This window comes from Gilliamella sp. B2838 (assembly GCF_026536185.1).
GTDB lineage: Bacteria > Pseudomonadota > Gammaproteobacteria > Enterobacterales > Orbaceae > Gilliamella.
Map to the genome: position 1 here is coordinate 116,509 of NZ_JAFNOO010000005.1, position 26,433 is coordinate 142,941.

The 26,433-nt window shown below is 36.1% G+C and carries 24 protein-coding genes and 1 tRNA gene; 12 read left to right on the forward strand and 13 right to left on the reverse strand.

Annotated features, from left to right (window positions below):
• Positions 1 to 2: 2 nt before the first annotated feature.
• Entirely contained in the window at positions 3 to 602 is a 600-nt protein-coding gene (locus tag J3U63_RS07330) for a YiiX family permuted papain-like enzyme (RefSeq protein ID WP_267371128.1), read from the reverse strand.
• A gap of 103 nt (positions 603 to 705) precedes the next feature.
• Complete coding sequence (locus J3U63_RS07335) at positions 706 to 1,995, reverse strand: NAD(P)/FAD-dependent oxidoreductase (RefSeq protein ID WP_267334020.1); 1,290 nt, start codon at positions 1,993 to 1,995, stop codon at positions 706 to 708.
• Positions 1,996 to 2,333: 338 nt separating this feature from the next.
• Here J3U63_RS07335 and J3U63_RS07340 point away from each other — a divergent pair, with 338 nt between their 5' ends.
• The 5 genes from J3U63_RS07340 to rraA all read left to right on the forward strand — a co-directional run bounded on the left by J3U63_RS07340 (position 2,334) and on the right by rraA (position 7,167).
• Positions 2,334 to 3,305, forward strand: coding sequence for an HlyD family secretion protein (locus J3U63_RS07340; RefSeq protein WP_267344471.1), 972 nt, complete (start codon positions 2,334 to 2,336; stop codon positions 3,303 to 3,305).
• The gene (locus J3U63_RS07345) at positions 3,287 to 4,426 is read left to right on the forward strand and encodes an ABC transporter permease (RefSeq protein WP_065633777.1); all 1,140 of its coding nucleotides are present in this window, start codon (positions 3,287 to 3,289) and stop codon (positions 4,424 to 4,426) included. Before J3U63_RS07340 ends, J3U63_RS07345 begins: the two co-directional genes overlap by 19 nt.
• A 58-nt stretch (positions 4,427 to 4,484) precedes the next feature.
• Positions 4,485 to 5,600 carry an ABC transporter permease gene (locus J3U63_RS07350; RefSeq protein WP_416379604.1) on the forward strand — a complete coding sequence of 372 codons (1,116 nt, stop codon included), beginning with the start codon at positions 4,485 to 4,487 and terminating at the stop codon, positions 5,598 to 5,600.
• 87 nt (positions 5,601 to 5,687) lie between these two features.
• Positions 5,688 to 6,590: a 1,4-dihydroxy-2-naphthoate polyprenyltransferase gene (locus J3U63_RS07355; RefSeq protein ID WP_416381300.1), complete on the forward strand. Its 903-nt coding sequence runs from the start codon at positions 5,688 to 5,690 to the stop codon at positions 6,588 to 6,590.
• 85 nt (positions 6,591 to 6,675) lie between these two features.
• Positions 6,676 to 7,167, forward strand: a complete 492-nt coding sequence (gene rraA / locus J3U63_RS07360) for a ribonuclease E activity regulator RraA (protein ID WP_267334102.1) — start codon at positions 6,676 to 6,678, stop codon at positions 7,165 to 7,167.
• Between the two features lie 86 nt (positions 7,168 to 7,253).
• On the opposite strand, the gene dprA is transcribed toward rraA, so the two are convergent.
• The gene (gene dprA, locus J3U63_RS07365) at positions 7,254 to 8,357 is read right to left on the reverse strand and encodes a DNA-processing protein DprA (RefSeq protein WP_267371133.1); all 1,104 of its coding nucleotides are present in this window, start codon (positions 8,355 to 8,357) and stop codon (positions 7,254 to 7,256) included.
• A gap of 159 nt (positions 8,358 to 8,516) precedes the next feature.
• Between dprA and def the strand changes: the two genes are divergently transcribed.
• Positions 8,517 to 9,029, forward strand: a complete 513-nt coding sequence (gene def, locus J3U63_RS07370) for a peptide deformylase (protein ID WP_065633774.1) — start codon at positions 8,517 to 8,519, stop codon at positions 9,027 to 9,029.
• 36 nt (positions 9,030 to 9,065) lie between these two features.
• Here the strand turns inward: def and grpE are convergent, their stop codons facing one another.
• Positions 9,066 to 9,650, reverse strand: a complete 585-nt coding sequence (gene grpE, locus J3U63_RS07375; RefSeq protein ID WP_267334015.1) for a nucleotide exchange factor GrpE — start codon at positions 9,648 to 9,650, stop codon at positions 9,066 to 9,068.
• A gap of 153 nt (positions 9,651 to 9,803) precedes the next feature.
• Between grpE and nadK the strand changes: the two genes are divergently transcribed.
• Positions 9,804 to 10,682 carry an NAD(+) kinase gene (gene nadK / locus J3U63_RS07380; protein ID WP_267371136.1) on the forward strand — a complete coding sequence of 293 codons (879 nt, stop codon included), beginning with the start codon at positions 9,804 to 9,806 and terminating at the stop codon, positions 10,680 to 10,682.
• Positions 10,683 to 10,789: 107 nt separating this feature from the next.
• Here nadK and J3U63_RS07385 read toward each other — a convergent pair whose 3' ends face one another.
• Both J3U63_RS07385 and argF read right to left on the reverse strand, forming a co-directional pair.
• A complete protein-coding gene (locus J3U63_RS07385; RefSeq protein ID WP_267334013.1) occupies positions 10,790 to 11,293 on the reverse strand; it encodes a phosphatidylglycerophosphatase A in 504 nt (167 codons plus the stop codon).
• A 94-nt stretch (positions 11,294 to 11,387) separates the two neighbouring features.
• Positions 11,388 to 12,398: an ornithine carbamoyltransferase gene (gene argF / locus J3U63_RS07390; protein WP_267371138.1), complete on the reverse strand. Its 1,011-nt coding sequence runs from the start codon at positions 12,396 to 12,398 to the stop codon at positions 11,388 to 11,390.
• A gap of 267 nt (positions 12,399 to 12,665) precedes the next feature.
• Between argF and carA the strand changes: the two genes are divergently transcribed.
• The 3 genes from carA to J3U63_RS07405 are packed head-to-tail and all read left to right on the forward strand — an operon-like array spanning position 12,666 to position 17,931.
• Entirely contained in the window at positions 12,666 to 13,826 is a 1,161-nt protein-coding gene (carA, locus tag J3U63_RS07395) for a glutamine-hydrolyzing carbamoyl-phosphate synthase small subunit (protein WP_267371141.1), read from the forward strand.
• Between the two features lies 1 nt (position 13,827).
• Complete coding sequence (gene carB / locus J3U63_RS07400; protein WP_267371143.1) at positions 13,828 to 17,043, forward strand: carbamoyl-phosphate synthase large subunit; 3,216 nt, start codon at positions 13,828 to 13,830, stop codon at positions 17,041 to 17,043.
• Between the two features lie 42 nt (positions 17,044 to 17,085).
• Entirely contained in the window at positions 17,086 to 17,931 is an 846-nt protein-coding gene (locus J3U63_RS07405) for a fumarylacetoacetate hydrolase family protein (RefSeq protein WP_267371146.1), read from the forward strand.
• A gap of 43 nt (positions 17,932 to 17,974) precedes the next feature.
• Here the strand turns inward: J3U63_RS07405 and J3U63_RS07410 are convergent, their stop codons facing one another.
• From J3U63_RS07410 to J3U63_RS07430, 5 genes are all read right to left on the reverse strand, one after another.
• Positions 17,975 to 18,472 carry an NADAR family protein gene (locus tag J3U63_RS07410; protein WP_267334008.1) on the reverse strand — a complete coding sequence of 166 codons (498 nt, stop codon included), beginning with the start codon at positions 18,470 to 18,472 and terminating at the stop codon, positions 17,975 to 17,977.
• A gap of 125 nt (positions 18,473 to 18,597) precedes the next feature.
• Positions 18,598 to 19,017, reverse strand: coding sequence for a GFA family protein (locus tag J3U63_RS07415; protein ID WP_267371148.1), 420 nt, complete (start codon positions 19,015 to 19,017; stop codon positions 18,598 to 18,600).
• 139 nt (positions 19,018 to 19,156) lie between these two features.
• Complete coding sequence (locus J3U63_RS07420; protein ID WP_267344485.1) at positions 19,157 to 20,416, reverse strand: MFS transporter; 1,260 nt, start codon at positions 20,414 to 20,416, stop codon at positions 19,157 to 19,159.
• Between the two features lie 73 nt (positions 20,417 to 20,489).
• Complete coding sequence (gene eda, locus J3U63_RS07425) at positions 20,490 to 21,140, reverse strand: bifunctional 4-hydroxy-2-oxoglutarate aldolase/2-dehydro-3-deoxy-phosphogluconate aldolase (RefSeq protein WP_267344486.1); 651 nt, start codon at positions 21,138 to 21,140, stop codon at positions 20,490 to 20,492.
• Between the two features lie 22 nt (positions 21,141 to 21,162).
• Complete coding sequence (locus J3U63_RS07430; protein WP_267344488.1) at positions 21,163 to 21,969, reverse strand: IclR family transcriptional regulator; 807 nt, start codon at positions 21,967 to 21,969, stop codon at positions 21,163 to 21,165.
• A 183-nt stretch (positions 21,970 to 22,152) separates the two neighbouring features.
• Here J3U63_RS07430 and J3U63_RS07435 point away from each other — a divergent pair, with 183 nt between their 5' ends.
• Together J3U63_RS07435 and J3U63_RS07440 are read left to right on the forward strand one after the other, a co-directional pair.
• A complete protein-coding gene (locus J3U63_RS07435; protein ID WP_267371151.1) occupies positions 22,153 to 22,731 on the forward strand; it encodes an AAA family ATPase in 579 nt (192 codons plus the stop codon).
• A 175-nt stretch (positions 22,732 to 22,906) separates the two neighbouring features.
• Positions 22,907 to 22,983 (forward strand) — tRNA-Met (locus tag J3U63_RS07440).
• Between the two features lie 23 nt (positions 22,984 to 23,006).
• Here J3U63_RS07440 and metF read toward each other — a convergent pair.
• Positions 23,007 to 23,882, reverse strand: a complete 876-nt coding sequence (metF, locus tag J3U63_RS07445) for a methylenetetrahydrofolate reductase [NAD(P)H] (protein ID WP_065633764.1) — start codon at positions 23,880 to 23,882, stop codon at positions 23,007 to 23,009.
• A 110-nt stretch (positions 23,883 to 23,992) separates the two neighbouring features.
• Positions 23,993 to 26,266 (reverse strand): 5-methyltetrahydropteroyltriglutamate--homocysteine S-methyltransferase, encoded by a 2,274-nt coding sequence (metE, locus tag J3U63_RS07450; RefSeq protein WP_267334006.1) that lies wholly within the window; start codon positions 26,264 to 26,266, stop codon positions 23,993 to 23,995.
• Positions 26,267 to 26,433 lie beyond the last annotated feature (167 nt).

Below are 26,433 nucleotides of genomic sequence, written 5' to 3' on the forward strand. Positions count from 1 at the left end.
CACTACCAATGCTTATCAACAGTAATCAATAATGGCGAGTTAAACATAGCGACAGGCGAAATCACTTTTTCTTGATAAGGAATATTATTCCCATAGCGCTCTTTCAATTTTTGTTTAACTGCTGGTGCTGACAGATTAAAATCTTTAATTCTTTGTAATTGTCCAATTTTCAACGCTAATGCTCGGTCATAAATTTTCCAAACTAATTCTGAGCAATAAATATATGTATCATCCCAACCAAACCAAATATCATAAGGCTTATTTTCAAATGAATGAGCAACTTGTTTTAAATGAGAAATTTCTTGCTGTGATAAAGGGTGATCTTTTAGACGTTTAATTATATATTTTCTGTTTTTTCCTCGATTTATCCATTTCTCAAACGGTGTATAGACCACTTTATTTGCCGCTTCAAAGACATAAGGTTTTCCATTTTTAATAAAAATTATTCCCATATGACTATAAGGTGAGTTAGTAGCTTGTTGAACAGCAAGACTTTGACGGGATTGAGAGAATTGAAAGATAATATCCCCATCTTGAGGTTTGTAGTCAGCAACACAAATAAAACTGGTTAATAATAACACCAGTACAGAAACAAAACGCATCAATAAAAACCCAAACAGCTAAACTCATTAGCTGAAATTATATAAAAAAATAGCTACTTATAATTTTTATTCTTATAAGTAGCTATATGTTTTTATGTAAAAACTAATCTCTGTTAGTAAAAATCGACGATGCTTTAGCTTTATACATCACTTTACTTGCGCTAGCAAACCGAATGGTTTTAAATACGCCAAGCAAACTTGCCTGATGTGTACGATAAAGTAACCGATGAATCATTAACGCTAAAAAGCCTTTAACACTCATTTCACTTTTACTGCCCAATTTAACCACTCCTTGTGCAGTATCGTGCAACGAAATTATGGTACCTTTGTCAGAATATTTAAATGACTTCATTGGTTGATTATTAAACAAGTTAACAATGTTTTCATAACATATTTTTGCCATTTGATGTGCGGCTTGCGCGGTAGGAGGAGATGCATGGCCGTTATCTTGCATAGCATAGGCACAATCACCAATAACAAAAATACTATCATCTCGCGTAGTTTGTAATGTCGGTTTGACGACCAATTGATTAGAGCGGCTCGATTCTAAACCGGCAATCTCTTTTAAAAAGTCAGGGGCTTTAACACCAGCAGTCCAGATCATAATATCGGCTTTAATCTCGTCCCCTTCTTTAGGGTAAAAACCGTCACTTTCAGCTTTGGTAATCATGGTTTTAGTCAACACATGTATACCACGTTTTTGTAAAGTTTGAGTAATACTTTCCGCTGTTTTTTCTGGTAAGGCTGGTAGAATTCGATCTGTTGCTTCAATTACCGAAACATCTAACAAATCAGAACACATTTTATTGCGCCCACAAGCACCGAAGGTTTCAACCATATGAGGTAGCTCCGAGGCTAATTCAACACCTGTTGCGCCACCACCAACAATAGCAATACGGATTTTATCTTCATCTTTTGTTTCGCTCTCATCAATAATAGAGCAAAAACTGGTAAATTTAGAAATTAAGGTTTCACGTAACTTAATTGCCGCATTTTGATCATCTAAAAAGATACAGTGCTCTTTCACACCTGGCGTACCAAAATCATTAGAAGTGCTACCAATCGCTATCACTAAAAAATCATACGCAAGGGACGTTGTTTCATTATTATTGTCGATAATTTTAACTAATTTGTTATCACGATCTATATCGGTAAACGTACCTTGAGTAAATCCAAAACCATGATCTTGCCCTTGAGAAGAGTAATAAATATTATCAACTTGTTCATCAAGAACACCAGTTGCAACTTCATGTAATAGTGGTTTCCAAAGATGATAACTATTTTTATCGATCAACGTTATCTGTGCTTTATTACTTTTTCCCAGCTTATCGCCTAGGTCTGTCGCTAGCTCTAAACCACCAGCGCCACCACCAATAATAATTATTTTTTTCATAAATTTTAGGCCTTAGTATTTCAATTTTAAATATCATACTAAATAAGTCGGTTTTTATCTATTTCTTTTAACTAATCTCATTCATAAATAAAATCTATTAAAATAGTAGTTTAGAATGATTGAAATTTATATATCGTCCAAATAAAATAATAGTAAAATCAATAAAAGTGCCAATATTTACGTATTCTTTAAACAAAGAACGTGCTTTCGTTGTTTAAATAAAACACATTTCGTATAATATAAAGAATAGTTACAATTTACGTATGTAAAATCCATATTGCATACAATTATCCTAACTCTTTAGGCCTTATCTAATTACTGTCACTCTTAAAAAATTTATGAATAAAAGAACTTTTATTATTATTGCATTAATTGTTATTTTAATTTCAATGACAATTTTAATTCGATCACACAATAATCAACTCATATTACAAGGTGAGGTTGATGCGCCTAATGTCAGTATCTCGTCAAAAGCGAAAGGTCGGGTACAAGTCATCAATGTCAATCGAGGCGATGATGTTAAGCCAAATCAGATTGTTATTACCCTTGATAGTCCTGAGCTTTTAGCGCAAGTCAAAGCGGCCGAAGCGGCTCGCGATCAAGCTCAGGCACAAGTCGAACTTTCAGAACATGGCACACGGGAAGAAAGTATTCGTTACTACGAAGCACTACTTAAACAAGCCACAGTAGATTACAACAATGCATCAAAAGAGTATGAACGTAATAAAGCCATTTCAAGCAAAGGATTTGTCTCTCAATCAATATTAGATAATGCTTTAAAAACTCGCGACGCTGCTTTTCAACAAGTTCAATCTGCGCAAGCTAATTTAGATCAAGCCAAAAATGGTGACCGAGTTGAACAACGTCAAATTTATGATGCGCAATTAAAGCAAGCAGAAGAACAACTTAAACAGTTACAAATCCAATACGATGACTTGAAAGTTAAAGCCCCAGTTGAAGGTGAAATTGGCTCTATCCCGGCTGAAGTTGGTGAGTTATTTAATGCAAATAGTCCATTATTAACCATAATTCGATTACCCGAAGCCTATTTTGTATTTAATCTTCGTGAAAATATTATGCCTAATATCCACAAAGGTGATCACGTTAAATTAGAAGTACCTGCACTTGGCAATAAAGAGGTTGAAGCGGAAATTCGTTATATCGCGCCTATGGGTGATTACGCAACTAAGCGCGCAACTCGTGCCACCGGCGACTTTGACTTAAAAACATTTGAAGTTAGACTTTATCCAACTACACCTATTGCAGGTTTACGCGCTGGCATGAGCACCTTATGGAAATTAGACAACTAATTTTAGACTTTTGGCAGCGTTTTAAACAAGCATTTAACGCTGAAATACCAGTCATATTTAGACGGTTTACCTTCCACTGGTTAATGTGGATTTTACCGCTGATTATTTTCATATTAATCAGTAGTATCTTCCATCGTGGGGTATTATTTGATTTGCCAGTTGGCTATATTGATAATGACAAAAGTAGTTTATCACGTGAAATAGTGCGCGATCTCAATGCTGGCGCACATGCTAATCTTATCAATTATGATAGCCAACTTTCTATTGCTGAACGTGATTTACAAAAAGCTAAAATTTATGCCATTTTGTATATTCCACCCAATTTTGAAGCGGACGTATTAGCCGGTCGTCAACCTACGCCTATGCTTTATTATAATGCGTTGTATTATAGTGCAGGGCTGTATTCAATTATGGATTATTCAGGTTTGATTGCCACATTAAATACTCAATATCGAACCACAATGGCAACCAGTGTTGGCTTACCTGTTCCAACGTTGGCAAAAGTTAACTTCAATTATGATGGGCTATTTAATGCGAGCGGTAACTCGATGTACTTCCAACAGTTCTCTGCTGTCGTGCATTTGTTACAACTATTTGTAGTCACAACCACAATTCATATTTTAGCGCAGCTACCTAAACGTACCCGCCCAAATTATCCGTTTGTGCTCGGTAAGTTAGCACCTTATACCATTTGGTATACCATGTTACTCATTTTCGAAATCGCCATGTTGGTGCTATTTTCGCATGCTCGCGTATCAGGTTCACCCTTTGCGATGATTGTGGTGGTGTTCTTTTATGTTATTGCTGCACAAAGTATTGGTATTTTGCTTTACACATTTACCAAAACCTCTTTAGATGCCTACACCTATATTGGTGTCTTGGTTGGTTTGGCACTCACTTATTCTGGTGTAGTTGTACCCGAATTATCGATGCCTTGGATTGCAAGATTTATCTCATCTCTTGAGCCGTTAACCTATGCTCTAAATAAATTGTTTGATCTATTTTTGCGGCATTCTAGTTATCTTTCAGTACTAAAAACCTGTAGTATTTTAATGATTTACCCAATAATTATTACAGTGTTAGTTCGAAAACGCTTAGTTAGACGGCTACATTCACAGTAAGAGGAAACATTTGGTGGTTAAAATATTTTGGTCTTCATTTGCAAAAATATTTTTATTTATGCTAATACGCCCGATGTGGTTGTTGCTCTTAGTATCTGTCTCGTTGATGAGCTTAGTGTATAGTAATGGTACGATTACGAGTTTACCTGTAGCAATTGTTGATCAAGATCATACCGCAACCAGCCGTAGCCTTATTCGTTCTTTAAATACCAGTTCCAAGATTGAAACAATTATATACGAAGGTTCATTAGAAGCTTATGACGATATCAATAATCGTAAACTGTTTGCTGTTTTCACCATTCCCCGAGATTTTGAAAAACGGATCTTAAGTGGTCAAGAAGTGACAATCCCAGCTTATGGTGATGCTTCAAGCCGTTTAGCTAATGGCTTAATACAGGTGGACATAAAGGGCATTTATCAGCAAATATTAACGGAATTTAACAGCCGAATTATGCGAAATAATGGTTTTTCAGACAAACAAATCAATGTCATTCTTTCACCAATAAATGGTCAAACTGAGCCTCTTTATAATGCTGGAATTAGCTTTGCTGCAATAACGTTCCCGGGTTTATTAGTGATGTTATTACAACACTCATTTTTGATTGCTTCAACGCGCACGAATATAACTTTAAACTCACTGCCTCAAGGAAAACCACCCAAAATCGCGGTAATAGGTAGTTTATGCGGTTTAATTCCAATTTGGTTATTCTTATCAATTGTGCTATTTGGTTTATGGCCTTGGGTTTTAGGATACAGGCAATTGGCAAACATACCAGAAATTTTAATTATGACATTTCCATTATTGCTTGCAGTTTTAGGTCTCAGCAAATTACTGACCGAGTGTTTACGTAGAGCAGAAATGATCTATTTAACACTGGCATTTTTAACAACGCCTGTATTTTACTTATCTGGTACAATTTGGCCGCTCGATGCCATGCCTCTTTGGGTGCAAACAGTTTCAAGAATGTTACCCTCAACTTGGGCAACCAATATGATCGCCGGCGTTAATCAAATGGGTTTAGGCCTAACAGATAATTGGTTTAATGTATTTATGATTTTAATGCTTGGCGTGATGTACGGCTCGCTTGGTTTTTTTATTGCCGCATTAAGACAAGGGCAAGTAAGACGATTCTTTAAAAAAATGAAAAGAACTTATATTGCTAAAATTAGATAAATAAAATTCACTTAGTTCATCATTAGCAGTTAATATCAATTACTGTTATGATGACTACAAATTTTTTAAATTTAAATAACATGTTAAATGTCAATGAAATGTTATCCGTGGATGATTAGTTTACGTCCAAAAACATTAGTACTTTCGCTTTCTGCAATTCTTATGGGTAATGCGCTAGCTTATTGGCAGCACGCATTCAATCTATTTATTATGCTGTTTTCAATCACCACAGCTGCTCTATTACAGATATTATCTAATTTAGCCAATGACTATGGTGATGTCATTAAAGGGAGTGATAAGCAAAATCTCAGCGCACATGCTCGAGGCATTCAATTAGGTTTAATTACCTTAAAGCAATTAAAGATAGCATTATGGATTAACATTTTGTTATGTATCTTATCGGGATTAATTTTAATTATTGTTGCCTGTAATAGTGTTTATCAATTATTAAGCTTTATCCTGTTAGGACTTTTGGCGATTATCGCAGCCATCACTTACACTATTGGCAAAAAACCTTACGGTTATATTGCACTAGGTGATTTATCCGTATTGCTCTTTTTTGGCTTAGTTGGGGTAATGGGCAGTTATTATTTACAAACTAAATTATTATCTGTATCGATTATCTTACCATCTATTGGAAGCGGCTTATTGGCCGTAGCGGTTCTTAATATTAATAACTTACGCGATATTGACAGTGATCGGCTCAATCATAAAACAACGCTTGTAGTTTTGATGGGAAACACGCTTGGACGATACTATCATATATTGTTATTGCTCTGTTCTCTAAGCTTTTTTAGCTTGTTTGCTTATTATCAACTACACACTATTTACAGTGGATTATTCTTAATAATCTTACCACTATATGGCAAACATATTTATGCGGTTTTACAATATCGCAATTCAAATGAAGCATTACCTTTGTTAATACAGATGGTCAAACTTGCTTTATTAACTAATTTACTTTATTGTTTGGGTATTATTTTGAGCTAGCTCACGTTTATTTAAATTTTATATCGTGTTAATCAATGTTAGCGTTATACTAAACACAATTTAAAATGCAAAAGGAGACTCGATGATGGAGTTTGATACTTCAATTCTTTGCGATTATTACCCAGAAGATGTTAACGTCGTTGAACCAATTTTCAGCAATTTTGGTGGTGTATCGTCATTTTCAGGTCAAGCTGTAACAGTAAAATGTTTTGAAGATAACGGCTTATTATACGAAGTCTTACAATCTAATGGTACTGGCAAAATATTGGTGATTGATGGTGGAGGATCGGTTCGACGAGCACTGATTGATGCAGAATTAATTGATATTGCTATTCAAAATCAATGGGAAGGCATAATTGTTTATGGTGCGGTTCGTCAAGTTGATTATCTTGCTGATGCTGAAATCGGTATTCAAGCTCTTGCATCAATTCCTGTCGGCTCAGAAGATCAAGGTGTGGGTGAAGTCGATATCCGCGTTAACTTTGGCGGTGTAACTTTCTTTTCAGGTGATTTTGTCTATGCCGATAACACCGGTATTATCCTATCTGAAATTGCATTAGAAATTGAAGAAAAATAAAAAGTATATTCCCCCACCGATTCATATCGGTGGCAGTTATTCTTAGCCTATAATCCAGCTAAATATTTACGACAATATAAAATGTATTAGCAAGTTCTTGTACGAATAAAACCGCCAGTTACTGTCATAATTAATCCAGCAATTTCCATCTCTAATAGTTTACTGGTTAGTTCTGGAATCGGTAAATCAACTAATGAGGCTATCACATCAACAGCTATAGGTTGGTGATGGATCACAGCAAAAATTTCGGGATACAAAATATTATTGTTAGTGTCATCATGTTGTTTTTTTACTTGCCGATCCATTGTTGATAAATAACCACTATAGTGTTCTAAAATATCGATAGGTTGAGTCACTAAATAGGCACCTTGTTTAATTAAATAATGGGTTCCACTACAGTTTTGATTATCAATATCCCCAGGTAAAGCAAACACATCACGATTTTGTTCAATAGCATAACGCGCAGTAATTAACGATCCACTTTTTTCAGAGGCTTCAACCACAAACGTAGCTAAACTTAATCCACTAATAATTCGATTGCGTCTTGGAAAGTACTCAGATCTCGCGTTTTCAAAGGGCAAAAATTCTGATACTAATGCCCCATTTTGGGCCAAAATATCTTGCGCAAGTTTAAGATTAGATACGGGCGCAATCTTAGCTAAGCCACTACCAAGAACGGCTAGAGTATTACCCGCGACTTCAAGTGCCCCTCGATGACAAATTGCATCTAAACCAAGCGCTAAACCACTGGTTATCGTTAAACCATTAATCGCAAGTTCACCGGCAAAATATCGTCCCCATTGTGCGCCATATTCACTAAATTCACGGCTACCGACCATCGCAATTTGGGGAGAAGATAACAGCTGAGCGTTTCCCATCACAAATAAAAATATAGGGGGAGAACTGATTTGTTTTAGTAAAGCGGGATAGTGTAGATCACAATAAGCGATCAACGATCTAGGTGGAAAAGAATTATTTAACCATTTGAGTATTGGTTCAAAATGTAAATAAGAGATAGATAAGCAATGTGCTTGTTGAGTTTGGCTTAAGCCTAATTTTTCTAATAAAAAAGGCACATCCTTAATTTGATTAGGTAGACCAGATACAAAAAACTGACTCAATTTTTTAAAAATAGCCAGTTTTCCGTGACCAAGCATTGAAATTCGAAGCAAGAATTCATATTTACTCATTACATTCCTCTTGATTCACATCTAAAACAGATGCCTTACCTTGAATTGATAAGATATATTTTATCAATAGCCAACTAAGGCTATTCATTACCAAGATAAATGTTTACAATGTGAGCAAGTTGATAAAACCTAACAAATGAGGAGTAGATCGAACAATTTATGGCTATTTTACCGGTATTACGTTTTCCTGACGAACGACTTCGCAAAGTTGCAAAACCTGTAACTAATTTTACACCTGAGCTACAAACCATCATTGATAATATGATTGAGACAATGTACGCCGAAAATGGTATTGGACTTGCGGCAACTCAAGTCGATGTACATGAACAAATTATTGTTATTGATGTTTCGGAAGACAAAAGTCAAGTTTATGTCATTATTAATCCAGAGGTTATTAGTCAAGAAGGTGAAACAGGTATTGAAGAAGGTTGTTTATCAGTTCCTGATTGCCGTGGATTTGTACCAAGAGCAGAAAAAATTAAAATTAAAGCACTTGATCGTCATGGTAACCCTTACCAAATTGATGCCGATGAATTATTTGCTATTTGTATTCAACATGAAATGGATCACTTAAAAGGTAAATTATTTGTTGATTACCTTTCACCATTAAAACGTCAACGAATTGAACAAAAAATGAAAAAATTGACGCGAGAAGAGCAACGCAATAAATAAGTTTAGCCGCCTTTTTAAGGCGGCTCATTTTTTACTTTATTTAGCAACAATTACCATAGCTGGACGAATTAATCGACCATTTAACGTATAACCTTTTTGAATGGTATTTACGATTTGACCTGATTGATGTTCAGGTGACTCAACCATACTAATCGCTTGATGTAAATCTGGATTTAATTGTGAATCTTGGGTGTTAATCACTTCAATACCAAATTTTTTCACGGTATCTAAAAATGATTTTAAGGTCAGCTCTAAACCTTCAACCATTGCTTGATGCTGTGGATTATCCTTATCAGTTGATTCTAAAGCACGTTCTAGATTATCAATGACAGGTAATAATTCATTCGAAAACTTTTCAAGCGCAAATTTACGGGCTTTATCAACATCTTGCTCTACACGTTTGCGCACGTTGTCGATCTCGGCACGAGCACGAATCATGGCTTCGCTTTCATTCTTTTTAGCAATTTGTAATTCTTGTTCAAGCTCGGCAATTCGTGCATCTTTCGCTTTTAATTGCTCATCAACATTAGGTTGAGCTTGTGTAGCTTGCTCGGTTGATGATTCGGTTGCGGTATCAATGTTAGATTCATTTTCTGACATATTCTTATCTTGCTCTGTCATACGGTACTCCAAATGTAGTCGAAAACTTAGTTAATAACGGTTATTATGGGGACAAATTTTATTATTACAAGCTTAACAATAAGTTGATAGATATTTTTTTGGCTGTTATAAAAAAATACAGCGATTTATATCTAACAATAACAAGGATATTCTATGCGTGCACCATTTAAATGCATTGGCTTAATTGGCATTCCAAGAAAACTTGAGGCAATCGAAACACATAGCGTACTCTATGATTGGCTGGTTAAATTGGGAATTGAGGTTTTAGTTGAAGACCGATTAGCGGAATATATTAAATTCCCGAACAACATTTATGCTTCACTAGATAAAATCGGTGAACAAGCAGATTTGGCTATCGTGGTAGGTGGCGATGGTAATATGTTGCGTTCAGCACGTTGCTTATCACACTATAAAATTAAGGTAATTGGCGTCAATCGTGGTAATCTGGGTTTTTTAACCGATATTTCACATGAAAAAGTGATCGAGCAGTTAAGCCCAGTGATTGCAGGTGAATATGATGATGATCCTCGCTTTTTAGTCGAAGTCTCTATTTATGATAATGGCAAATTAACCAACTCGGGTTTTGCCGTTAATGAAATTGTCGTTACCCCTAATACGGTTGCGCATATGATTGATTATGATGTCTACATCAATGAACGTAATGCCTTTTCACAGCGGGCTGATGGCTTAATTATTGCCACACCAACTGGCTCAACAGCCTATTCTTTATCTGCGGGCGGACCTATTTTAGCCCCACATTTAGATGCTTTAATTATTACACCTATGTTTCCGCATTCATTAGCAGTTAGGCCATTAGTTATTAAAAGTGACAAACCTATTCATCTTAAATTTCCAACCACCGCACTCGATCTAAATATCGCCTGTGACAGTCAAATAATTTTACCGGTGAAACCAAGTCAGGATGTGATTATTCGCCGTTCAGAGTATGAATTTAACCTCATTCACTCTAAAGACTATGATTACTTTAATAATCTTTCAACTAAACTTGGCTGGTCACAAAAAATGTATTAGCCAATTTAAATGGCTCTTTTTTAGCTATCATCGTTATGAAAGACAACTCGCTTGTTAAGATAAAAACAAGCGAGAATAAGAGAAAGCAAAACAATATTGTTTTTAAATCAGCAGTTAATCAGATAAGTGAATAGATAAACAGTAATAGAAGAAAAAATAGCGGCGATAACATCATCGACCATAATCCCAAATCCACCTGGTACACGCTTATCAAACCAACGAATAGGCCACGGTTTTGCCATATCGAATATTCTAAATGCAACAAAAGCAATCATGACCCAGAGAATAGAAACTTGTGGAATAAAAAATAAAGTTATCCACATGCCGACAAACTCATCCCAAACGATATGTCCCGAATCATGAGTATGCGTATCATCAGATGTTTTTTGACATAAAAAACAACCAAATATAAAGGCAACGACCATCAATACCCAGTATAAAATGGGTTGCAAGCCATTAAATAATAACCAACACGGAATTGCCATTAATGAGCCCATGGTTCCTGGCATAATAGGCGATAAACCACTGCCTAGCCCGACCGCTAAAAAATGGATTGGATTGGTAAGTTTTAGGTATTTTTTAAAATCTTTATTGCGATCTTGTTTAGTCATTATGTCGTGATTCTTATTGATAAAATTTTGCCGACTAAAGTCGGCAAATTATAAAAAGCTAATGCCTTATAAGCATTAAGTCCAGATAGGTATATTATTCGTCTTTAGTTAAGGTTGCAACCATGACAGCTTTAATGGTGTGTAGCCGGTTTTCAGCTTCATCAAAAACAATACTATGCTCGGATTCAAAGACTTCATCAGTCACTTCTAATCCATTTTTCAAACCATATTGGGCAGCCATCTGTTTTCCTACAGTTGTATTCATATCATGAAAAGCTGGTAGGCAATGCATAAATTTAACTTTAGGGTTGCCGGTTAATTTGATCACATTTTGGTTGACTTGGTATGGAGTTAATAATTTTACTCGCTCATCCCATACTTCTTTCGGTTCACCCATAGATACCCAAACATCGGTATAGAGGAAATCAACATCTTTTACACCTTCGGCAACATCTTCTGTTAAGATAATTTTAGCACCAGTGGTTTTGGCTATCGCTTGGCATTTTTGCACCAGTTCAGCTTCAGGTTGGCAAGCTTTCGGCGCAACAAGGCGAATTTCCATTCCCATTAATGCCGCGCCTTCCATTAATGAGTTGCCCATATTATTACGAGCATCTCCCAAGTAAGCAAATTTAACACTATTTAAAGCTCGATTTCCAATATGCTCTTGCATGGTCATAAAGTCAGCAAGGATTTGGGTTGGATGCGCTTCGGTAGTTAAACCATTCCAAACTGGCACACCAGCATATTTTGCTAAGGTTTCAACAATATCTTGCCCATAACCTCGATATTCAATACCGTCATACATTCGACCAAGCACTCGTGCAGTATCAGCAATCGACTCTTTATGACCAATTTGACTACCACTTGGCCCCAAATAAGTCACTTGTGCACCTTGATCGTAAGCACCAACTTCAAATGCACAGCGAGTACGAGTAGAGTCTTTTTCAAAAATTAAAGCGATATTTTTACCTGATAAATGTTTTTTTTCCGCTCCTTGGTCCTTAGCCTGTTTTAATTCAATAGCAAGATTAATTAATTGATTAATTTCTGCTGGTGTGAAATCGAGTAATCTTAAGAAATGGCGCTGATAAAACCCGTGCATGCAATACCCCTTTAGTTATCATGATTTAAATAATTTTATTTGAATAATTATTCACTTTCAAGCCAATTTTTCAAAAATCAATACCAAACCCCAAAACCCAGCTAAAATCTCAAAAATTAGACATTATTATTTAGTTATTTTTAATAATAATACTTTTTTTATTTAAAATATTGTAATAAACTAGCCAGGTGCTGTATATGGAAAGATAAGCAAGATTGAATTTTTATTCAATTTAAATATATTTTTATTCAAAAGGTCTTTTTAATTATGCAAACTTATGCCCTCCTTATGTTACAAGATGGTTCAACATTTATTGGTAAATCAATCGGCGCTGACGGACAAACAGTTGGCGAAGTCGTTTTTAATACATCAATGACTGGCTATCAAGAAATCCTAACTGATCCCTCTTATTGCGAGCAAATCGTTACCTTAACTTATCCACACATTGGTAATGTCGGTACGAATGATGCCGATGCCGAATCTAATCAAGTTTATGCTAAAGGTTTAATCATTCGTGATTTGCCCCTAATAACTAGCAATTACCGTAGTAAGCTTGATCTTTCAAGCTATTTAAAAAAGCATAATGTCATTGCTATTGCAGATATCGACACCCGTCGTTTAACCAGAATATTACGTGAAAAAGGTGCACAACATGGCGTAATCATAACAGCAACAAATAAACAAACCTTATTGGATAATGCTCAATCAGCCAAGCAACAAGCAATAAATTTTAAAGGATTATCAGGGTTAGATTTAGCGAAAGAGGTGACCTGCGCTAAAAGCTATACATGGACACAAAGTGTATGGACAAGCGAGAATGAAAATCCTATGCCGAAAGCAGAGAACACACTACCTTTGCATGTTATTGCTTATGATTTTGGCGTAAAACGAAATATTTTACGTATGTTAGTTGAGCGTGGATGTAAATTAACAGTGGTACCCGCTAAAACACCCGCGGCTGAAGTATTAGCACTAAACCCAGATGGCATATTCCTATCAAATGGTCCTGGTGATCCCGCCCCCTGTAGTTATGCTATAGATGCGATTAAGGCATTTTTAACTACCGATATTCCTATCTTTGGTATCTGCTTAGGCCATCAACTGTTAGCACTGGCGTGTGGTGCTAAAACCGTCAAAATGAAATTTGGGCATCATGGCGGTAATCATCCTGTCAAAGATTTAGAAAATAATCGCGTCATGATCACTGCGCAAAATCATGGTTTTTCTGTCGATGAAGCCAGTTTGCCAAGCAATTTACGCGCCACACATAAATCTTTATTTGATGATTCATTACAAGGTATACATCACAATCAAAAACCGGCTTTTAGCTTTCAAGGCCATCCTGAAGCAAGCCCAGGCCCCCATGATGCCGCCCCACTTTTTGATCACTTTATTGAATTAATAAAAATTTATAAGCAGGAGCAATAATATGGCTAAGCGAACAGATATCAAATCGATTTTAATCATTGGCGCTGGCCCAATTGTTATTGGTCAAGCTTGTGAATTTGATTATTCAGGCGCCCAAGCCTGCAAAGCCCTACGTGAAGAAGGTTACCGCGTTATTTTAGTCAATTCCAATCCGGCAACCATTATGACAGATCCAGAGATGGCTGATGCCACCTATATAGAACCTATTCACTGGTCAACTGTTGCCAAAATCATCGAACAAGAAAGACCTGACGCTATTTTACCAACTATGGGCGGGCAAACGGCACTAAATTGCGCTTTAGCGCTTGAAAAGCAAGGTATTTTAAAACAATTTAATGTTGAAATGATCGGTGCCACCGCTGATGCTATCGATAAAGCAGAAGATCGTAAGCGCTTTGACCAAGCGATGAAAAAAATTGGACTTGATACAGCACGTTCAGGTATTGCGCACTCATTAAAAGAGGCTTATGCCGTACTTGAACAAGTTGGCTTTCCTTGCATTATTCGTCCTTCATTTACGATGGGTGGAACTGGCGGTGGTATCGCCTATAACACCGAAGAGTTTGAAGAGATTTGCGTTCGAGGATTGGATCTTTCTCCCACCAATGAACTATTGATTGATGAATCTTTGATAGGTTGGAAAGAGTATGAAATGGAAGTTGTTCGAGACAAAAATGATAACTGTATTATTGTTTGTTCTATCGAAAATTTTGATCCAATGGGCATCCATACGGGTGATTCTATTACCGTTGCTCCTGCTCAAACCTTGACCGATAAAGAATACCAAATCATGCGTAATGCCTCGATTGCGGTACTGCGTGAAATCGGTGTCGAAACCGGCGGTTCCAATGTACAATTTTCGGTCGATCCTAAAACAGGGCGACTCATTGTTATCGAAATGAACCCACGAGTATCACGCTCATCTGCACTAGCATCGAAAGCAACTGGCTTTCCTATTGCCAAAATCGCCGCTAAGTTAGCGGTTGGTTATACGCTTGATGAACTTTCCAATGACATTACTGGCGGTAAAACACCTGCATCATTTGAGCCGTCTATCGATTATGTTGTGACAAAAATACCTCGCTTTAACTTCGAAAAATTTGCCGGATGTAATGACCGCTTAACCACCCAAATGAAATCAGTGGGCGAAGTGATGGCCATTGGTCGAACTTTTCAAGAATCATTACAAAAGGCACTACGAGGACTTGAAGTCGGTGCGTGTGGTTTTGATCCGAAAATTGAAAATTATGATGATGAAAAAAATCTCAGCAAAATACGTTATGAACTGCAAGAAGCGGGGGCTGAACGTATTTGGTATATCGCAGATGCTTTTCGAGCAGGCTTTAGTTTAGATGAGATCTTCACACTAACAAATATCGATCGCTGGTTTTTAGTGCAGATTGAAGAACTTATTCGCCTTGAAAACCAACTAAAATCACAATCATTAGCTAGCCTTAATTCAGAATCATTATGGCAACTTAAGCGTAAAGGTTTTTCAGATTTACGTATTGCTAACCTGTTGAATGTTAAAGAACAAGACGTTCGTGATCGACGAAACCAATACGATATTCATCCGGTTTATAAACGCGTTGATACTTGTGCCGCTGAGTTTGCAACCGACACCGCCTATCTTTACTCAACTTATGAGCAAGAGTGCGAAGCTAAGCCGCAATTTAGTCGTCCTAAAATCATGATATTAGGTGGTGGACCGAATCGAATTGGGCAAGGAATTGAGTTTGATTACTGTTGCGTACATGCAGCGCTGGCGCTACGTGAAGATGGCTATGAAACCATTATGGTGAATTGCAATCCCGAAACGGTATCAACCGATTATGATACTTCAGATCGACTCTATTTTGAGCCTGTCACGCTTGAAGATGTATTAGAAATTGCTTATGTAGAAAAACCAAATGGGGTTATTGTGCAGTATGGTGGACAGACACCTTTAAAACTGGCTCGTGCGCTTGAAGCGGCTGGCGTACCGATTATTGGTACCTCACCGGATTCGATCGATAAAGCGGAAGACCGAAAACGCTTTCAAGCTATTGTTGAAAAATTAACATTAAAACAGCCCGTTAATGCTACTGTTACCGATATTGAAGATGCGGTGATTAAGGCTGAACAAATTGGTTATCCCTTAGTGGTTCGGCCATCTTATGTTTTAGGTGGACGAGCAATGGAAATTGTTTATAACGAACAAGATCTACGACGTTATTTTAAAACTGCGGTCAGTGAATCGAATAATGCACCGGTATTACTTGATCACTTCCTAGATGATGCCATTGAAGTTGATATTGATGTGATTGCCGACGGTGAACAAATTGTCATTGGTGGCATTATGGAACATATTGAACAAGCCGGCATTCACTCGGGGGATTCTGCTTGTTCATTACCAACGTATACTCTCAGTCCAGAAATTTTAGATAAATTACGCAAGCAAGCCAAACAATTAGCACAGGAACTTCATGTTAAAGGTTTGATGAACGGTCAATTTGCGATTAAAAATAATGATGTGTATCTAATCGAGATCAATCCTCGAGCCGCACGTACAGTACCATTTGTATCGAAAGCGACTGGTTTGCCCTTAGCAAAAATTGCAGCTAGAGTAATGACAGGACAATCACTTGCTGAACAACATATTACGAAAGAAATCATCCCGTCTTATTACTCAGTTAAAGAGGTGGTATTGCCGTTTAATAAATTTAGCGGCGTTGACCCCATTTTAGGACCTGAAATGCGATCCACTGGTGAAGTAATGGGAATTGGTAAAACCTTTGCCGAAGCCTTTGCTAAAGCACAGTTGGGTAGTTTATCGAATATGAAAAAATCGGGGAAAGCGCTCTTATCAGTTCGTGATCAAGATAAAACTCGCCTACTCCAAGTGGCTAAGCGACTTGTTGCCCATGGCTTTACAATTGATGCCACCATCGGCACAGCTAAAATATTGCAACAAGCCGGTATTGCTTGTCAAATCGTTAAAAAAGAGAACGAGGGTCGACCCAATATTCATGACCACATTAAAAATGGTGAATATAGTTATATTCTTAATACCACTTCGGGACGCGCAGCCATTGAAGCATCAAAAATCCTGCGTCGAAGTGCAATACAATATAAAGTACACTACGATACAACGATGAATGCAGCCTATGCCACCACCGCTGCACTCGATTGCGATCCGGCAAAAACCGTTATACCATTACAAGCACTGTACCAATAAGTTTTGGGCAAAATCAGCCTGTAAAATGATAGGGAGAGTAATATGCGATTACTGCGTTATGGTTTGAAAGGAAATGAGAAACCAGCCATCTTAGATGATAAAGATCAACTGCGCGATCTCAGTGCAGTAATTGCCGATATTGATGCACAAACATTAGCCTATAATGTGCTAACAAAAATTAGCCAAATGGAAATTGATACGCTACCAATAATTAATCGTCCTGAGCGTATAGCCCCTTGTGTTGGTAAAGTCGGTAAATTTATCTGTATTGGTTTGAACTATATCGATCATGCAAAAGAAACTGGCGCGCCAATTCCTAACGAACCAGTTATTTTCAATAAATGGACCAGTGCCATTAGTGGGGCTAATGATAATATTGTATTACCCCGAGGCTCAACCCATACCGATTGGGAAGTAGAACTAGGTATTGTCATAGGCAAAGAAGGTAAATATATTCAAGAGCAAGATGCATTAACTTATATTGCTGGTTATTGCGTGGTTAATGATGTTTCTGAACGTGATTATCAAAAAAATCGTGGTGGAACTTGGGACAAAGGTAAAGGTTGCGATAGTTTTGGTCCTATTGGACCTTGGCTAGTCACCGCTGATGAAATTAGTGACCCACAAAATCTTGAATTATGGTTAGAAGTCGATGGCAAGCGCTATCAACACAGTCATACCAGCAACATGATTTTTAATGTTAAACAGATCATAAGTTATGTCAGCCAGTTTATGAGTTTACAAGCCGGTGATATTATCGCAACCGGTACACCCGCTGGCGTTGGTCTTGGTATTAAACCTAAACCAATCTTTTTGAAAGCGGGACAAAAGGTTCGTTTAGGCATTGCCCAATTAGGTATTCAAGAGCATTTAATTGTCAGTGAATAATTGTGTTTATTGCAATAACGAGCTTAATACCAAATAAAAAACATTAAAGCTTTGATGTTTTTAATGCCTCCCTAACTTGCATTAAAACTTCACCCAATAAGTTTTGACCTCGCCATTTAGTCATATTAAAGCGCATCTCATCATCCATACTTAAACCTATTCCCCAAATTTTATCGTACGGACTTGCCTCTGCTAAGACTTTACCTTTGGTCGATAATAAATAGGTTTTGAGCTCAGCATTTTGCGAAAACTTAGCTAAATTCCCTTTAAAAACTATCTCTTTTTTATGAATATTCCAAATATTATCATCAAAATTAGTTACCTTTTTACCCAGATTTTTCTGCATTTTGGCAGAAGACGTTGCTAAAATAGCATTAGCACAATCCAAATCTTGAAATAACATTGCCTTGGCATACATCATCCATTGTTCGGTACTGGTAAACTCAATATCATCAATAACAAAACGACAAGGATACCATTGTGACAAGTAATGATCTGGGCTAAAAAAGAAAATCATTTTCTTTTTTCCTACTGGTTTCATGTATTAACATCACTTTTTAAAAATAAGTTTATCGTCAAATTAACCAATAAAACCACACCATAATAATGCGTTTTATTGGCTAATTATTGATGATCGATAATTACGTTAACAATTAACTTTTTGTACTATTTATTAGCCGCAGCCATGGCTAAGATATCAGCCTCTGTCAATTTATGGGTAGGATTAGCAAACGCATAACAAGTTGGTTTTTTGTCGATAAATACTTCAGTAGTAAATTGTAGATCGTTAATATCTTCAAAAATCCAAGTAGAAATATAATAGTGTTGTGTATCTTTCATATGATAATAAAGGTGAGTACCACATACTTGACAAAATGCTCTTTCTGCCCATTGAGATGAATTATACACACTAATGTTTTCTTGCCCTTCAACTGCTATTTGTCCATCATACATTAATGTCATAAATGGCCCCGCACCCCATTTAAGGCAAGTATGACAATGACAAGCACTAAATTGGGTATTTTTAAAAGGTACCGTTAATTTAACCTTTCCACATAAACATGATCCATGATATTGATTAGACATAAATATTCCTTATTTTAAATGGCTAAAAATGTTTAAAATTTAGGTTAATATAGTAAAGTTTTGTCGATATAACAAGCAAGAGCCCAACGAACATCGTTGAGCTCATTAAACAATGGGCATATAGTTTTAATAATAAAACCTAATCCTGCTTAGTGATCGGTTTTCTTAAAAAGATACCATAAGAAATAGCACCTAAAATAAGTAAGCATGCCCCTAAGATAAATACATAGCCAAAACTACCTGTAATATCGAGAATAATACCCGTTACAATGGGTGCCATTGCCGCACCTAAAAAGCCACCAAAATTTTGAATTGCGCCAAGAGAGCCAACTTGATGACTAGGAGCAACGTCAGCAGCTAATGTCCAAATAACACCAGAAGGTAATTGAGAAGCAAAATAACCTACTGATAATAAGATAATACTTAATGTGGTATTATCAATAAAAGCAATAGGAGCAACAGAAGCTGCAGCAATGATCGCTCCACCAACAATAGGAATTTTTCTAGCATTAATTGGTTTAAAGCCATGTCTAATAGCATAATCAGAAATGATCCCCCCCAATAAAACACCAATAATGCCACAGAAAAACGGAATTGAAGCGATCCATCCCATTTGTTTTATAGTAAAACCTTGTTCTTTTTCTAAATAGCTCGGTAACCAAGTTAAGTAAACCCAAATGGTAAACATGATGCCAAAATTACCCAGAATCATAAACCAAGTCATTTTTTGTTTTAACAAATCCCCCCAAGACGATTGAACTTGTTTAGTTTCAGGCTGTTCTGGATTATTTTCACCTTTAATAATGCTCATTTCTTGCGGTGTTGGATTACGATAAATTTTTAACCAAACTAGCATAACCAGTAAACCGAATACGCCAATAATGACAAACATACCACGCCAACTCATAGTTAACATTAAAATGGTTAATAAGGGCGGAGCTATCGCATTCGCTATTTGCGAACCAGTATTAATAATAGAAACCGGTACCCCTCGCTCCTCTTTTGAAAACCATGTTTGTGTTGTTTTCAATCCCGAGGTAAAAAATGGCGATTCAACCACACCTAATACCACTCGCATTGCATAAAACATAGAATAGCTATTGAGAAAACCACAAATAATAGTTACGATAGACCATAAACCAGACGCCCAAGCAAACATTTTTTTAGGGCCAAATTTATCAACTAACCATCCTGCAGGTAAATTGGCTATAGCATAAGGCCAAAGGAATGCTGATAATAGAAAACCCATCTGAGTTTGAGACAAACCAAACTCTTGTGCTATGGTTGTGTTGGCAATACTTAAATTCGATCTATCTAAATAATTAACGATAGCCCCAATTACAAGTAAAATAATGAATCCCCATCTTAATTTTGGTTTTGTTGTTTGTTGTATTGTCATATCTGCACCTTTTTTTAGACAAAACGATCCCACAGACATATAAAAATATGCCTTTACTTAACAAATATCGGTATTATTTATTCTTGGCGTTATTTACTGCCGCAATAAAGTTTTGAGCAGCTTTAGTTACTTTGCTATAGTCATTATCTTGTGCCGCCGCTTTTGTAATATAACTTGCAACACCAACACATACTGCACCAGCAGAAAACCATTCATGAACATTTTCTGGGGTAACACCTCCCGTTGGTGATATTGGTGCATGCGATAGCGGTGCCAATACTGATTTTACATAACTAGGATTAACAAACTCGGCAGGGAATAACTTGACTATATCGGCACCTGCTTCTAAGGTATTTTGGATTTCCGTAGGGGTATAAGCACCACTCATTGTGACAACTTGATAACGATTAGCCACTTTAATCATCTCAGGATTCAAATTGGGACTGACCAGTAATTCAGCACCAGCTAAAATTGCAGCTCTGGCAGTTTCACCATCTAATACAGTTCCTGTACCAACTAAAATTCCTTTATTTCTATATTTATCCGACAAATATTTAACTACTTGTAATGCATTAGGAACAGCCATTGGAATTTCAATAACGTTAATACCACCTTCAATGGCCGCTTCAGCAACTTTAATTGATTCACTTTCCGTTGCTAATCTGACAATTAAGACTATGCCAGAATCTACAATTTTATTAAGATTGTCTAATTTACGATACATTTATTATCTCCAATAATCTTGGTTAACCATTTACTTGATATAATTTATTTCCAGTAAATCCTAATTTTCTTGAAATTTGTACTGCAGTTTCTTTCACCAACTTAGCAATCATTTGCTCTTTATCTTTCGTCATACCGCTATACAAACTCGCTACACTAAATGAAGCCACTGGTTGATTTTCATAATTATAAATAGCAGAGCTTATACAATACATTTCTAAGTTATCTTCCCTGTCATCAATTGCATATCCTCGCTCTCGGGTTTTATATGCGTCATGCAACACCTCTTGTTGGTTGGTATGTGATAATGGTGTTTTACTTGGGTAAGGCTCTGGTCCTAAAATCTCAATAATTTTTTGATCCGAAAAAGCATTTAACAGTGCTTTTCCCAAACCTGTAGTATGTAAATTACGTCGAGAGCCTAGTCTTGCTGTTGGCTTAATTGTTGAATGATTTTCAGCCTTATCAATATAGACAATTTTACCTTTATCTTGAACACCAAGAAATACCGTGCTACCTGTCTGGCGATTAAGTTCTTGTATAAATGGTCTTGCAGCATCAGCTATACCCATATTGATAATCACAGAGCTACCAATTTCAAACGCCAATAAACTTAATCCATACGTTTTTTGCTTTACATCTTTTATCTCAATAATGCCTTTATAAACTAGCGTTTGTACTAATTCAAAAGCACTACTTTTAGGCAATTGCATCATTTCGCAAATATTATTCAGCGTTAAAAATTTCTCACTACTGACAAATAATAAAAGTAAATCGATGGTTCGAGCAGCCGATTTATTTAGTTTTAATGGTATATCTTGTCGTTTCATAATTTCGCAAATGTGAACTGTGAAGTAAGTTAAATAATTAAACTTTAATTCTGTATTAACTATAGCATGTCATATTATTATTGCATTTCCATTTTATCTTATATTATTCAATTTATTAGTTAGTTCACAATAATGGTTCGCACTTATGAACGATGTTTCGCAGATACGAAAAGGAAATAAAATATGAACAAAAAATCTAACCCTAAAGCCATCTTCTTAATTGGTTCAGCTGGAGCAGGAAAATCAACTGTCGGTAAGTTTTTAGCAACAAAACTGCATTACTGTTATTTAGATAAAGATATTATTGCTAATCGATTTACCGGAGAACTGTTAATATCTCGGGGGTATCAACCAACAGCAAGAGATGAATGTGAATATTATAAAAAGCAAGTGATGGATATTGAATACAAAACGCTGTTGGATATTGCCAGTGAGAATTTAAAACTAAATAATTCAGTGATACTTGATGCACCTTTTTTAAGTTATTTTTCAGATAAAGATTACATTAGTAAAATAATACAACAGTTTAATTTTTCTAATGTTGATACTTATGTGTTAGAAGTTTTTGTACCAGCTGAAATATTAAAACAACGAATTTTAGATCGTAATAATCCTCGCGATATATGGAAGTTAGATAACTGGGACCTATTTATTGAAGGTATAAATCAAAAAAAATGTTTATGGCAAAACGTTACCTATATAAGGTTTGATAATAGTGCAACACAAATACCCGAATTTACTCTTTTAAAAAATTTTGAATAAAACTGACTTAGTCTTTTAATTTAAAAAGTATTCATTTTGTAAAAAATTTTAAAGAAACCTATTCGTTTTAGTAAAAAAAGTGTCTATTTATAGATAATATGTTCAAAAATGGGGCAGTTGTGCCAAAAAGGTATTGCTTTATTATTTTAATACTATAATATAGCGACCTCTTTGACGCGGGGTGGAGCAGCTTGGTAGCTCGTCGGGCTCATAACCCGAAGGTCGTTGGTTCAAATCCAGCCCCCGCAACCAATTTTCTGTCTAATCTATCTTTTCTAAGCCGATTTTGGCACTGCTAATAACGTTGATACCGCTTCACTGATTCTTCTAGCGATATAACTATTGTTCATTGTATATAAATGAATACCGTCAACATTTTGTGAAACTAAATCCACAATCTGATCGATAGCATAAGCAATACCAGCATCACGGAATGCATCAGGATGATGTTCATATTTTTCCATCATCTGTTTGAACTTCTTCGGTAGATTCACACCACACATTGAAACCATACGTTCAATTTGATTTTTATTCGTTACCGGCATAATGCCTGCTTCAATTGGTACGTTAATCCCCATATCACGCGCTTTATCTAAAAACGCATAGAAATAGTCATTATCAAAAAAGAGCTGTGAGATTAACTGATCGGTACCTGCATTCACCTTCTCTTTTAAATGAATCAGATCTTGTTTAAGGGTAGCAGCTTCAAGATGTCCCTCTGGATAGCATGCGCCAATAATATTAAAATCCCCATTTTCTTTAATGAACGATACTAATTCGCTGGCAAAACGAAAATCATTTTTGGGTTGTACATTCGGACTAATATCACCACGCAACGCTAAAACATTGTCAATACCTGCACATTTTAGCTCATGTAAAATTTTACTCATCTCAGCTTTATCAAAATTAATACCCGGTAAATGGGCAACACTTTCAATACCATAAGTGTGTTTAACTGAATGTGCAATATCAATGGTGGTTTGACCATTTAAACTACCGCCTGCTCCATATGTAACACTGATAAAATCAGGCTTAAAATAGCCAAGTTCACGTAATGTGCTATAGATAGTCTCTAATGGTGATGTTTTTTTGGGTGGAAAAACTTCAAAAGAGAACACCGTTTTTTTATTAAAAAGTAAATTTGTTTTCATCTGTTTCATCCATTCGTGTGACAACGATTGTCCTTACTGACATTTCCGCCACCAAAAAAGGTGGCGGAATCTGAGGTATAACCAAGAGACCTTACTTGGCAAACAGAGTATTAATTAAGTGTTTTTCGAACTTCTAAGGTTGCTTGAACTAAATGCTCTAAGCTTTCAACCACTTCTTTTTCGCCTCGAGTTTTTAAGCCACAATCTGGATTGATCCAAAGTTTTTGCTTGTCAATTTTTGCAAGTAATTTTTCAATGGTTGTTTTAATTTCAGCAACAGGCGGAACACGTGGTGAATGGATATCATAGACACCCGGCCCAACTTCTGTTTTAAAGTTATTAGCTTTAAGTACATCAATCAATTGTAGATTTGAGCGTGAAGCTTCAAACGAAATCACATCGGCATCCATTGCATCAATATCTTTAATAATATCTGCAAATTCGCTATAACACATATGGGTATGAATTTGTGTATCGGCTTGCACTTTGCTGTGTACTAATCTAAATGATGGAATTGCCCAATCAAGGTATTCACTGTTCCAATCCGCTTTACGTAATGGTAATTTTTCTTTAAGTGCGGCCTCATCAATTTGAATGATTTTAATACCAGCAGCTTCAAGATCTAATACTTCATCACCTATGGCTAACGCAATTTGGAATACTGATTCTTTTTGTGAAATATCTTCACGTGGGAATGACCAGTTAAGAATTGTCACAGGTCCTGTCAACATACCCTTAACAGGTTTATCAGTAAGACTTTGCGCATATTTTGAATATTCAACCGTAATCGGTTTAGAACGTGAAATATCACCCCAAACAATTGGTGGCTTAACACAACGAGTACCATAAGATTGAACCCATGCTTTTTCGGTAAAGACAAAGCCATTTAAGCTTTCACCAAAATACTCCACCATATCATTACGTTCAAATTCACCGTGAACTAATACATCAATACCAATTTTTTCTTGAAGCTTGATACATTCTGCAATTTTTTGCTTATTAAACTCAGTATATTCATTCAAACAAATTTCACCTTTTTTGAATTTTGCACGATTTACGCGCACATCGGGTGTTTGTGGAAAAGAACCAATAGTCGTAGTTGGCAATAGTGGTAAATTAAAGGCTTTCTTTTGTGCTGCCTCACGTACTGAAAATTCCGGTAAACGGGTAAAATCAGACGCTTTTAACGCAGCCACTTTTTCACGTACAGAATGATTTGCCCCTTCACGTTCACGGGTAAATAATGTTTGATTTGCTTTATAAGCTGCACTATTTTCAGGATTAGCTTCTTTAAATAATTGGCCTAACTCTGCAAGTTCTTGCAGTTTTTCTTGAGCAAAAGCAAAGTAAGCACGTTGTTGAATGGTTAGTTTGGTTTCATTCTGCAACGTATAAGGTACATGTAATAATGAGCATGAAGTATTAATAACGATGTTAGCCGCTTTTTGTTTAATCTTACCAAGTAAAGCTAACGTTTTTTGATAATTATTTTTCCAGATGTTTTTACCATTAACAACACCTGCAAATAACACTTTATTCGCTGGAAAACCATTAGCTTCAAGTAATGCTAGTGATTGTTTTCCTTCAACAAAATCAAGACCAATACCATCGAATGGCAGAGCAACTAACTCTTTATAACAATCACGTACGTCACCAAAATAGGTTTGTAGAACCACTTTAGTCGCACCTTTGACAGATAAGATTGCTTGATAAAGCTCAGTAAATAAAGCGATATCATCGTGATTAAGATCAGTGACTAAAATTGGCTCATCAATTTGAATCCACTCTGCACCTAATGCCGTAAATTTTTGAATAATATCTTGATAAGCTTTAATAATATCAGCTTTAAAGTCAGTGATTTTTTTATTACCTAAATATTGGGCCAATTTAAAAAAGGTTAATGGACCAACTACAACGGGTTTAGTTTGAATACCGAGCGCTTTTGCTTCTTGATACTCATCAAATGGTTTGTTGCCAGCTAATTTAATTTGCACTGAATCTTCAATTTCAGGCACTAAATAATGATAATTGGTATTGAACCATTTTTTCATTGCTAAAGCTCGCACATCGCCTTTGTCACCTTGATAGCCACGCGCCATCGCAAAATAGCGATCAAGCTCAGGCAAACCTAAATCTTGATAACGTTTTGGAATCACATTAAGTAAACAAGCGGTATCTAAAACCGCATCATAAAATGAAAAGTCATTAGATGATATATAAGCAATGTTTTGTGCACGTTGTTGTTTTAAGTGCTCTGCACGAAGCGCTTTTGCTTCGTTTAATAATTCAGCTTGGGTTTTATTACCTTTAAAATAAGCTTCAGTTGCAAACTTAAGTTCACGAAGTTTACCAACGCGAGGATAACCAATAACAGCAGTATTCATTTTTTGTTTCCTTTTCATCTTAATCACATTTCTTTAGTGGTTAAAAAGATAACAAAAAAAATTGTTATTGAATAATTCTACTTTTTTATTGGTTAATATAGTTTTTAACTATAACAAATTTAATTTTAGCAAAAAAAATCCCGCTATTTAGCACAATAGCGGGATTG